The following is an 8,475-nucleotide window of genomic DNA, read 5'->3' on the forward strand; positions in this document are numbered from 1 at the left end:
CCGAGCCGGACCTCGGCGAGGCCGGCCTGGATCACGTCGGCGAGGCCGCCCTGCGGCGCGCCCATGCTGTCCGAGACCCCGACGAGCGGGCTCGTCGCGGCATTCGCCTGGGCGACCGAGCGATCGGCGGCCGGTGCCGCGAACTTGACGAACCGGAAGGCGGCGACCGCCGCCGCCGCCTGGAACGACTTGATCAGCAGCGCGCTCACGCCCGGGCCTCCTTCTGCGAGACGGCGACGACGGCGTCGGCGTACGAGATGGTCTGGCCGGCGTCGGCGAGCTTGCGCTGATAGGCGGTCGCCTGCGCCGCGAGCGCGGCCGGGTCCGGCGCCGCGTCCGTGTCGGGCGCTCCTTGCGCATCGAGCCCGGACGCCTGCAGGCCGGAAGGCGTCGCGGCGAGAAGCTTCTCGACCGCGGCGAGGCCGTCGTCGGTGGCGCAGAGGGCGACGTAGTGGTCGCGCTGCGCCGGCAGGATCTTCTTCGCCTTCAGGGCGCCTTCGATCACGGCGTCGACCCGCGTCTTGCGGCCGGCCGCCTGCAGGGCGGCGAGCTGCGCCTGTGCGGCCGAGAGCGTCGCCAGCGCCTGGTCGTGCACGGCCTTGTCGACCTTGCCGGCGGCCGCCGTCCGCTCCGCCTGCAAGGTTCCGATCGCCGCGAGGCACGCGGCCTCGTCGGCGCCGTCCGCCAGGCCGAGGGCCTGGGCGATGGCTTTGATCATGCGTCTCTCCGTATGGTGGGGAGGATCGGGGCTCGCCGGTACGGCGGCCGCGATCGCCGCCATGGCGAGCGCGGGTGCGGCGACCAGCGCGACCGAATGCAGCCAGGTCGCGAGCCCGGCGTCGGTGTGATGGAAGGTCGGCGAGACGAAGCGGTGCGTGCGCGCCGCCAGCACGGCCTTGCCGGCGTCGAGCAGCTCGACGCGCGCCCACAGCCCGTCGGGCCGCGCCTCCAGGGCCTTGATCCAGCCGACCGCGTCGGCCCGCTCGCCGAACAGCGGTTTGCGCGAGATCGCGTGATCGACGTCGACCGGCACGTCGATGCCGTCGGCCGCGAAGCGCGCCACCAGGCGCTCGGGCTCGAACACATAGCGCCGCCCGTCGCGCGTCGTGATCTCGCCCCGCGGCGCGACCCTCACCCAGCCGGCGTCATCGTCGCTGCCGGCCGCCAACGCGGCGACGTCGAGCGTGACGACGCCGAGGGCGACGTCGGGCGGAACAGAGGGGGTTGCGTGCCGGGGCTGCATGGGGGCACGCTACGGGTGCCCCTTGGATTGTGGGCCGCTGACGCTGTCAGGCGGAGACCTATCGGCGCGGGTTGTTCATGAGATTCATTGCAGACGGCCCCAATATTCCCGACGAGCTGCTCGTCGCGCGTGACACTGGAAGGGTCATCTTCTTTTGCGGCGCGGGCGTCAGCTACGCTGAAGCCAACCTCCCGAGTTTTGCTACCCTCGCCGCTGATGTTATCGACCGCTTGGGTGCAGCTCAGGATAGCCATGCTCGCCTTCTATTTGAGCGGGCGAGATCGCTTGATCCGTTGCCTGGCGTGGGAGGGCTGGTCGCTACAGACCGAGTCTTTGGCCTCCTCGAACAGGAATTCGAGGTGTCGGATGTCCGAGGAGCGGTTGCGGAGGCCCTCCAGCCAAAGCCAAACGTGAACCTTGATGCTCATCGGACGTTGCTCGACCTTGCCACCGCGAACGGGATCACTCGTTTGGTGACAACCAATTTTGATCTACTGTTCGAGGCTTGTGTTCCGAATTTGCTTTCGCACGACCCTCCGAGCTTGCCCGATCCGCATAGTGACCGTGAATTCCGGGGCATCGTGCATCTACATGGCCGAGTGGACACCGCTTATCGCCGTGCGCACAGTGATGAGTTCGTGATCTCCAGTGCAGACTTCGGCCGCGCCTACCTCTCTGCGGGGTGGGCGACCCGGTTCATTCGACGACTGCTGTCCCGCTTTCAAGTCGTGTTCGTCGGTTACACCGCGGATGACCCTCCTGTGCAGTATCTATTAGAAGGACTGAACCTGAGGGCCGGCACACCCAACAAGCTCTACGCGTTTCAAGGTGGAGAACAGAAGTCAGCGATTGCGCTTTGGGAGAAACGCGGTGTCGAAGCCATTGCATTCGATAGCGAGAACGGTTTCGCACCGCTTTGGAACACTCTTCGTGCATGGGCGGAACGAGCCCGAGACAGCGGAAAATGGTGCGAAAATGTGCTAACGCGAGCCGCGTCCGGCCCTACTGAATTAGCTCCGCACGAGCGCGGGCAGGTATTGCACATACTTTCAATCCGCGAAGGAGCCAGACGTCTAATATCCCTGATCCAGCCACTTGGCGCCGAGTGGCTCCTGGTGCTTGATCCTAGACAGCGATATTCTACGCCTTTGCGCTCATACACGAATTCTGAGAGTGCCCCTTCCTTCGATCCGTTCGATTCCCTCTGCGTCGACAGTGATCCAACGCCGGGACCAGCGGATCCGGAAGACGCCTTTCGCTCCAGAGATATTCCCACCGAAGCGGTCGACCCCTTCCAGTCAAATCTCTTAGACCGCGAGCAAGGAACACTTCGGGCAAGGGCTACCGTTCGTGGTAACCCGCATGAATTCCACACGGAACTCTCGCGTCGCCTCGAAGACATTGCCCTCTGGCTGCGGCAAGTGGCTCACCACCCAGTGGCGTTGTGGTGGGCAGCACACCAAGACGGTTTGCATCCGCGTGTAATCGATAGCATCGAGCGCGCTCTACAACATGACGTGAAGCGGTTTCCGCATGCAGTTCTTCATGGTTGGCGGATGCTGCTGTCAGCATGGGCCGACCAACGCCTCGAATCGGATACGGAGAGGTATAGGATCGCCCATCGTGCAACGCAGGAAGGATGGAGCCTTTCTCTTGTCCGAGAGCTCTGCGGCCTTTATCGTCCAAAGATAATAGTTACTCCAAGTTTCCAAATCCCTCATCCACTGAAATGGCTTGCCGACGATCAGCAGGAATCAGTGGTTAGCTGTTCCGTCGAGTATCCTCATCCTCATGAAGCAATTCGAATTCCAGACGAGTTCCTATCATACGCGGTCGAGTGCTTCCGAGCCAACATCGATTTGGCAGTCGCCCTGGAGCGGGAAAACTCTGGCACTCGTCAGGTTTATCTAACCACAAGCCGCGGCCCCGACGACGGGGTCGAACTTCCTGACAGGAGTTTCGGACTGACAGGTCCGTTAATTCACTTTCAGAAGTTAATTGCGAGACTCGCGACAATTGATCTTGAGGCTGCATATCGCCAGATCCGTTCGTGGCCGTCGGATGACGATTTCGTCTTCGCGCGCCTTAGGATCTGGTCGGCCGGCACCGGATTGCTGAACGCCGACGAGGCGGGCGCGGTGCTCTTAGAATTGTCGGACCGCGCCTTTTGGGGCTCTACACACGAGCGCGACCTGCTTTATGCGCTTCGTGACCGCTGGAAGGAATTCTCAACGGCAGTTCGCGACGGGCTTGAGCAGCGCCTCCTTACCGGTTCGTTTCCTTGGAGCGCTGACTGGGGAGACAAAAGGGAAAAATTCAAGGCTCACGACAAGCTGAGCCGCCTACACTGGCTAATCAGCCAGGGGGTGGAGTTCAGCTTCGATGTACAGGAGATCATGCGATCACTGCGGCAAGCCAATCCGGAATGGAGTGAGCGCCATGGTGACGCGGCTGCGGATTCTAATGCGCCAGAGGTTCAGACGATTGTCGCGGATAACCGGCCCGACCCGATTTTAGCAACGCCGATTTCCGAAATCTTGAAGCGTGCGGAGGAGTTGGGGCAGCCGAGCTTCTGGGAGAGGATCGAGCGCGATCCGTTCCGTGGCTTGGCGGAAAAAAGGCCAAGTCTCGCATTAGCGGCTTTGACCTTTGCAGGCCGATCGGGTGAAGCGCCGCCATGGGCCTGGGCTGCCTTTCTTCGGGTAGACGCTCGCCGAACTGACCCCGCGCGGATGCTCCGGACAATTGCAGCGCGGCTGAGACGTCTTCCCCCAACCCGCCTTCGGGATATCGCTTATCCGGTCTCAGATTGGATGGATCGCATTTCGGATCGGTTCTATGGCGATGCGCCGGATGTGCTCTCGGGCCTATGGGGCGCGATAATCGAGGCACTACATCTCATAGAGGTTAAGCAACAGTCTGGAAGGAAGAGGTCCTGGGCAGACGATGCTCTCAATGCGCCGGTCGGTAGGCTCTTCGATTTGCTCGTGAAGGATCCTGCGAAGGATGGCCTCGGAGCTGGAAATGGATTTCCTGCTCATTGGACAGCTCGGCTTGACGATCTCCTTGACCTACCAGGCGACATGCGTCGACACGCGCTTGTAATGCTCGGCTTTCAACTCACTTGGCTCTACACCATTGATCCCGTGTGGACCGAGCGTCAGGTACTCCCGTTCGCTGATGACTGCGGGTCCGACGGAGATGCCTTATGGGATGGCCTGCTCTGGGCAGCCCGAGTTCCCCAAAAACGTTTGTTCTTAGCGCTTAAGGCGGGTCTCTGCGCGCGCTCAACAAGTCAGCGCCGCCGGAACGGGAACTCGGTTCTAGCTGGATTTCTGTTGTTCGGCTGGAAAGGGGACGCTCGGACAGAAGAGCGATTGCTCACCGACATAGAGTTTCGCGAAATCCTGATTCATGCCGACGATGAACTACGTCGGAAGATCCTTTGGCAGCTCGGACAATGGAGCAAAGAGACGGACAGCCATTGGAGAGGAGAAGTTCTTCCATTCCTGCGGCGGGTCTGGCCCAAACAGCGGGCGGTGCATACGCCCAATATGTCTGGCCATTTGGCCAAGCTTGCGTTGGATAGCGGAAACTTGATGCAGGAGGTTGTGGCGCAGATTGTCCCCCGCCTCGGTCCAGCCCGGAATCCGCACCTGTATTTTGCATCGTCGAGCGATGGCTCCGACCCCCCCCCGTGGCGCGCGTACCCCGCAGCCACACTCGATCTTTTGTGGGCGATATTGGGAGAAGACATTGCCTCTTGGCCATACGGCATCGAAGAGGTGTTGAACACGTTATCACAAGCGACTGAAACGGCGTCGGACCCACGACTGGCCGAACTTCGGCGGCGGATGGCGCTCTCCTAACGAGCGCCAATGAAATCGCCTGTCCCCCTCATTCACCGTCCGGTGGCTCGCCAATGCCCCGTCCCGCCCCGTTGAAGGGGGCATAGAAGCCGTTTCGAGGTCGGGCGGGCCGACATGGCTCGGAGGGCGGCGGCGCATCAGCGGGCTTCCTGGCGGCTCGTTATCGGGGACCGGGCGCCGGTTGCGGATCCGGGCCGTGAGGGCTATTTTTAGGGGGCGGGGATATTCCGGCTCTGCCGGGCCGCTCGGAATGGATGCGTCCAAACCAGGAGGGGACTGCGGCCCTCCCCCCGCTTTTCATTTCACGCGATCGGTGTCGGCGAGCGTGCGACGGACATAGGCTCCGTCCAATCCTTCGCGCGTCGAGAACATCGTGATCACGCCCAGACGATCGCCGGGCACAGGCGCCAGCACCAGCACGAAGGCGCGGCCCGCGATCTCCTTCAGCACGAAGATGCGGCCGTCGCGTCGTCGCCGATGGATGGCGCCCGCGTCGAGCATCGCCTGGACGCTCGACCATACCCAGTCCGGATAGTGATGCGCGGGAGCGTGCCCAACGGCCGCGTCGGTGAGCGTCACGGCCGGTCGCGCCACACCCGCGGCGCCGGCGAGTTCATCCGGCAGCCGCGCCACGACGAACGGCGTGTGCGACCACGGCGCGATCTGGTCGACCTCGGCAATGGCCTTCCCCTCCGCCATCAGCGCCGCGCGACGCGCGCCTTGCTCCTGCGCCCGCCACAGGAACGAGCGAAACCCCTCGCTGTCGGTCAGCCTCTCGATACGGCCGCGGGCGAGATCGAGCGGCGTCGCGTCCACCTGGTCGGCGAGGATGCGGCCGAGGGTGCGGCCGCGGCCGATGCCGGGGTTGGTCTGCCAGCCGGGGTCGATGCCGACCGGCACCTCGGCGCGCTCGCCGGTGCGCCGGTTGACGAAGGTGCGCGTGACGGTCGGCGGCGGCTCGTCCGTATAGCTGATCGAGCCGGGCGCGTCGCTCGCCGGCCGGGACAGATAGTCGTCGTGCTCGGCGGCCGTGATCTGCCGCACGCTGCATTTGCAGCCCCATCCGTTCGGTGGAAAATGGCTCGACCAGAACGGATGGTCGACCGGCAGGATGGTGCCGACCCAGCGCACATGCTCGGGCCGCTTTCGCTCCGAGACCGAGCGCACATAGAGCAGATACGGAAGCGCGCGCTTGGTGCGCTGGGCGCGATCCCACTGTCCGGCGGCGCGGGCCGATCTCATATTGGCCCAGAACGTCGTCTGCAGCCGCCGCGGCATCGAGACGTCGACGGCCTTGGTGCGCCAGCGGCCCTCCGGGTCCTCGACCTGGCGCGGCCCCCACCACCCGAGCGGCGAGAGGCGCTTCTGCATCTCTTCGCGGAAATGCTCGAAGCCCCAGCCCTCGACGATCGCCTTGTCGATCGAAGCCTGGAATTGCGCCAAGACCTTCGCCTCGGTGACGCCGGCGACCGTGAAGGCGTGGGCGTGCTCCTCGCCCCACACGTCGAGCCAGGAGAATTTCGGCGTGAGGCTCTTGTCGCGGAAGAACGACAGCACCTCGGGCGGCGCCGCCATGCCGCGCTTGATGGTGCCGGCCAGCGCCGCGATCAGGCCGAGGACCTGGCGGCGCGTCGGCCGCATCATCGAAAGCCCCTCAATCCGTGGCGTCGCCGAGGCCGCGGGCGATCGCCGTCAGCCGCGCCAGGCGCTCGGCGAGCTTGCTGCCGTCGATCCGACCGGACGCCTCGGCCAGCAGGGCCTGCAGCTCGTTGAATGAATGCGCACGAGCGAGCGCCTGGCGCAGCGGCGCCAGCAGCGGATCGGCGAGCTCCTCCCAGTCTGCGAGCTGCTCCTCGAGGAGCTGGTCGAGCTCGGCCTCGACGTCGACGCCGGTGCGGGGATCGGCCGCGAGCGCACTGGTGCCCGCCTCCGTGCGCGCGGGCCGGCACGACGGGCACGCGCAGCCGCCGTGATGCGCCGACGCGATCGCCGGCCGAGCCGGCTGCCGACTGCCGGCGCCAGTGCGCACCTCGATAGGCGCGGCCGGCGCCGCCGCCGGCGGCGTGAGCAGGTCCTCGCCCGCGGCCGGCTCCGACAGCCCGAGCTTCCCGCGCAGCTCCTTCTGCGACACCTTCAGGCCGAGCGGGACGAGCTTCTCGACGGCGGCCGCGAGCGCCGCCGTGTCCTCCGGCTCGGCGACCGGCATCTCGATCGACGGGTACGCCTCCTGCGGCCCGAAGTTCATGGAAACGAACAGCCGCACGAGCTGGCTGTTGGCCGTGTGGGCGAGCTGTCCGCAGTCGGCGCGCTGGATATCGAGGCGCACCTGGTTGTGCACCTTGGCCTGGGCGAGGCTCGCGCCCTTGTCGGCCGTCATGGTCTGGCCGACGACCAGCTTGGAGATGTTGCGGTCCAGATAGTCGACGAGCTTCTCGAAGCTCGAGCCCTCCAGCGCCTTGCGCTCGATGAACTCGATCTCCATGCCCTGCGGGATGATGGCGGCCGCGTCCGACGAGAAGCCGGCGACGGCGCGGAGCAGCGTCTTCTTGTCGGCCTCGCTCGCGCCCGAGTGATACTTGCCGAGGCGCAGCGGCATGCCGAACACCTCGCAGAAGGCGGCCCAGTCCTTCAGGGTGAACTGCTGGATCAGGAAGGCCCAGGCGGCGGCGCGGGCAAAGCCGCGGCGGATCGGGATGCCGGTCTTGGCCCGCGGCGCATGGGTGATGAACTTCGCCTTCGGCAGCGGCAGGCCGTCCAGATTGCCGTCGACCGCGAGGCGCAGCTCGGTCATCGACAGCCGGTCGAACTGGAAGAAGCGCGGGTCGCGCCAGCGATAGGCGACGGGCCGCAAGAGGCCGGCCTCGTATTCCCAGATCGGCTCGACGACGGCGAAGCCCTTGGCGATGCCGTCGGTGAGTGCGCCCATGGCGTCGAGGAAGCCCGGATCGGCGATCAGCTCGTGCACGGCGTCGGCGATCTTGGCGGGCACGCCGTCCGGCACCTGCAGCGAGATCTCGGTGCCCTCGATCGCGAGCCGCCGCGTCTGCACCTGGCTCGAATAGTGGAGGTAGCGCTCCTCCATCTCCTCGGCGAGCGTGAGATAGGCCCGGATCTCGCCGATGGTGGCGCGCTTGAGCACGGCCGCGAGCCCCTCCGGCGTCAGGCCGGACGCGACCGCATCGGCCAGCACCGAGCGGGCGCCGCCGAAGGTCGCGGTCGCCATCTCTTGCGACAGCAGCGAGGTGTCGATCGGCTCGCCATCCGGGCCGAGGATCGCCTTTCGCGGGGTCACCACAGCGCACGCCCTCCCGTCTCGTCCGCCACCACCTGGTCGAGCCAGGCGTCGCTATCGTCCGCCAACGC

Annotated in this window: 4 protein-coding genes and 1 pseudogene; 1 reads left to right on the forward strand and 4 read right to left on the reverse strand. The window is 65.4% G+C overall.

Features of this window, described 5'->3' with window-relative positions; translation table 11 throughout:
- Positions 1-209: pseudogene (locus CCR97_RS14410) on the reverse strand (hypothetical protein); the annotation flags it as partial.
- Complete coding sequence (locus tag CCR97_RS14415) at positions 206-1,243, reverse strand: phage protease (RefSeq protein ID WP_201159590.1); 1,038 nt, start codon at positions 1,241-1,243, stop codon at positions 206-208. The pseudogene CCR97_RS14410 and the gene CCR97_RS14415, both read right to left, overlap by 4 nt.
- 77 nt (positions 1,244-1,320) lie before the next feature.
- Here CCR97_RS14415 and CCR97_RS14420 point away from each other — a divergent pair, with 77 nt between their 5' ends.
- On the forward strand, positions 1,321-5,112 hold the full coding sequence (locus CCR97_RS14420; protein WP_146618804.1) for an SIR2 family protein: 3,792 nt from the start codon (positions 1,321-1,323) through the stop codon (positions 5,110-5,112).
- A 297-nt stretch (positions 5,113-5,409) separates the two neighbouring features.
- Here CCR97_RS14420 and CCR97_RS14425 read toward each other — a convergent pair whose 3' ends face one another.
- Together CCR97_RS14425 and CCR97_RS14430 are read right to left on the reverse strand one after the other, a co-directional pair.
- Positions 5,410-6,756 carry a phage head morphogenesis protein gene (locus CCR97_RS14425; RefSeq protein ID WP_244670462.1) on the reverse strand — a complete coding sequence of 449 codons (1,347 nt, stop codon included), beginning with the start codon at positions 6,754-6,756 and terminating at the stop codon, positions 5,410-5,412.
- Between the two features lie 10 nt (positions 6,757-6,766).
- Complete coding sequence (locus tag CCR97_RS14430; protein WP_111358354.1) at positions 6,767-8,404, reverse strand: DUF935 domain-containing protein; 1,638 nt, start codon at positions 8,402-8,404, stop codon at positions 6,767-6,769.
- Between the last annotated feature and the right edge of the window lie 71 nt (positions 8,405-8,475).

It is taken from the genome of Rhodoplanes elegans, from assembly GCF_016653355.1.
Classification (GTDB): Bacteria; Pseudomonadota; Alphaproteobacteria; order Rhizobiales; family Xanthobacteraceae; genus Rhodoplanes; species Rhodoplanes elegans.

Excerpts from the sequence above, each read along its gene's own strand:
- CCR97_RS14415 (WP_201159590.1), bottom strand. The coding sequence starts at position 1,243 with ATGCAGCCCCGGCACGCAACCCCCTCTGTTCCGCCCGACGTCGCCCTC.
- CCR97_RS14420 (WP_146618804.1), top strand. The coding sequence starts at position 1,321 with ATGAGATTCATTGCAGACGGCCCCAATATTCCCGACGAGCTGCTCGTC.
- CCR97_RS14425 (WP_244670462.1), bottom strand. The coding sequence starts at position 6,756 with ATGATGCGGCCGACGCGCCGCCAGGTCCTCGGCCTGATCGCGGCGCTG.